General features: G+C 68.8%; 2 protein-coding genes. Both read right to left on the reverse strand.

What is annotated here, in order from left to right; translation table 11 throughout:
* On the reverse strand, positions 1–1,992 hold a 1,992-nt coding region (locus AAH991_RS39885), incomplete at its 3' end, for a glycoside hydrolase family 95 protein (RefSeq protein ID WP_346231151.1).
* 442 nt (positions 1,993–2,434) lie between these two features.
* On the reverse strand, positions 2,435–2,774 hold a 340-nt coding region (locus AAH991_RS39890; RefSeq protein ID WP_346231152.1), incomplete at its 5' end, for a FadR/GntR family transcriptional regulator.

Genomic DNA, 2,774 nt, shown 5'->3' on the forward strand with positions numbered 1-2,774 from the left:
CGCGAGCCGGTCGGTCCGCACCAGCAGGCCGATGAGGCTGCGCGCCTTGTCGCCTTCCTCCATCCGCGCCCAGTAGTTGATCTTCCAGGCGAGGGACCAGCCCGTGCCGTCGTCGCCGCGCAGTTCGAGGGTCCGCCGCGCGGCGGTGTACAGGGAGGGCGTGCCTCGCTTGGTGATCTGGTTGCTGGGGTGCAGGCCGTACAGGTGCGAGATGTGCCGGTGGTTCGGCTCGGTCTCGACCCAGTCGTAGAGCCACTCCTGGATGTTGCCGCGCGAGCCGACTTTCATGGGCGGAAGCTTGTCCCGGGCGGTGAGGACCTGCGTCCGGAAGTCGGCGTCGACGTTGAGCACCTGACTGGCCTTGGCACAGCCGTTGAACAGGTCGCGCAGGATCTGGTTGTCCATCGTCGGGCCGGCGCACACGCTGACACCCGAGTGGTGGGGCAGTTCGGGGGAGTTCGACGGGTTCGTGACCAGGTATCCCAGGCTCGGCTCCCGCACCAGGGTCTCCAGGAAGAACTGGGCGGCGCCCTTCATGGCCGGGTAGTACTGCCGCAGGAACTCGACGTCGCCGGTGAACTGGTAGTGGTCCCAGATCATGGTGGACAGCCACGCGCCGCCGGTCTGCCACATGCCCCACAGCGCGCCGTCGACGACCGAGCTGCCCCGCCACCCGTCGGTGTTGTGGTGGGTCACCCAGCCGCCGGCGTTGTACTGCACCCGGGCGGTGCGGGCGCCGGTGACCGTGAGGTCGTTGATCATCCGGAACACCGGCTCGTAGCACTCCGCGAGGTTGGTGGTGTCGGCCGGCCAGTAGTTCATCGGCAGGTTCGCGTTGAGGGTGTACTTCGAGTCCCACGACGGGCTCAGCGAGTCGTTCCAGATGCCCTGCAGGTTGGCCGGCTGGGTGCCCGGGCGCGAGGACGAGATCAGCAGGTAGCGGCCGAACTGGAACAACAGCACGGACAACTGCGGGTCGTTGGTGCTGGCATGCTGCGCGATCCGGACGTCGGTCGGCTGGTCGGCCGCCGCCGTGCGCCCGAGGTCGAGCGTCGTGCGCCCGAACAGCGCCTGGTAGTCGGCGACGTGCCTGGAGCGCAGGTCGTCGTAGGTCCTGCCCTGGGCGGCGTCGAGGTGCCGCCGTGCGATGCCCTGGTAGTCGCCGCTGACGTCCTTGTAGTTCACGTAGCTGGAGCCGATGGAGATCAGCACCGTCACGCTGTTGGCGCCCCTCACCTGGAGGGTGCCGCCGGAGCTGCTGACGGTGCCGCCGTCGGCGACGGCGCGGGCCAGCGCGAGGAACCGCACCTTGCCGGACAGGCCTCGCTGGTCGCCGGACACGCCGTCGAGCGCCACCGTCGTGCCGTCCGGGCTGGAGCGTGTGGTCCGCTGCGGGCTGTCGAACGTCGCGGAGAACGTGATCGAACCGGCCCTGTCGGCGGTCAGGCGAACGGCGATGACCTGGTCCGGCGCGCTCGCCAGCACCTCGCGCGTGTACCGCACGCCGTTCTGCAGGTACGACACCGTCGTGGTGGCCGTGGTCAGGTCGAGGAATCGGTTGTACTCGGACACCCCGCTGTTGCTGCCGAACGTGAGCCGCAGATTGCCGACGGTCTGGTACGCCAGCTGGGCCGAGGGGTTGCCCAGCATGTTCTGGTCGATCAGGCTCTGGGCCTGGCTCCACTGGTTCTGGAAGACGAGCTGGCGGATCTGCCCCAGGGCCCCCGCGCCCCGCGTGTTGCTCTGGTCGTACGGCCCGCCGGCCCAGATGGTGTCCTCGTTGAGCTGCAACCGCTCGGTGTCGACGTTGCCGAAGACCATGGCGCCGAGGCGCCCGTTGCCGATCGGCAGCGCACGCAGCCATTCCGTGCCGGCGCTCTCGTCGTACCAGAGCGCCAGATCGTTCGCGGCGCGTACTTGCGGGGGTGGCGCCGACGCGGCGCGCGCGACCGCCGTCCATTGCAGCGGCAGCAGCGCGGCTCCGGTTCCCACCGCACCGAGCTTCAGCACTTGCCTTCGCGATAACTCAGACACTTCGGTCCTCCAAGTCCGAGGGAAGGCGCGGATGTTCGAAACGTTTCGACCGCGACCTCGAGAGTCGACGAGACGCAGCGGGTGTTCGGTGCGGCTGGATCACGAGGCTCCGCGCAAGGCTACGAACATGTGATCAATCCAGTCAATGGTCTTGTCGGACTTACCGAAATCCGCGCATTCCGGTGTCGAGATCCGTGGAGAGATGGGATCTCTGTCTGTCTGCCGATCCCGTCGTCATCGTCGGATGCTGGCTGGTCCGAGCCCCGGGAAACGGAGCCGGCCGGGTTGTCGATCAACGGTCGTGCGACGTGGGTGTCACCGTGAGCCGCGGGGCGGCGATGAATGTTTCACGGCGACCGCGGGCCGCGTCCGCCCTCGCCCGGCCGGGCTGAGGTGCGGGTCAGCCATGGGGGTTTTCGTAGGTGTGCGGGCTGGAGAGGCTTTCCTCGACCCCGAGGACGTGCAGGGCGGCGTGGAGCCGGGCCCGGTCGGGATCCCGTGCCAGCAGGGCCCGGTGCACGGCGCGGTGTTCGCGGAGGGTCCGGTGGATGGCCTGCGGGTCGCTCATGCCGCGCCAGATCCTGGCCCGCACGGTGCGGCCGGACATGTTGTGGATGACCGCGGCCAGGACGGCGTTGCCGCAGTGGGAGGTGATGAGGGCGTGGAAGTCCTGGTCGAGGGCGACGAGCTTCTCGTGGTCGATCACGCTTGCCGCGGCGACCGCCTCGGCGTGGTCGAGT

Source organism: Microbispora sp. ZYX-F-249, from assembly GCF_039649665.1.
Taxonomy (GTDB): domain Bacteria; phylum Actinomycetota; class Actinomycetes; order Streptosporangiales; family Streptosporangiaceae; genus Microbispora; species Microbispora maris.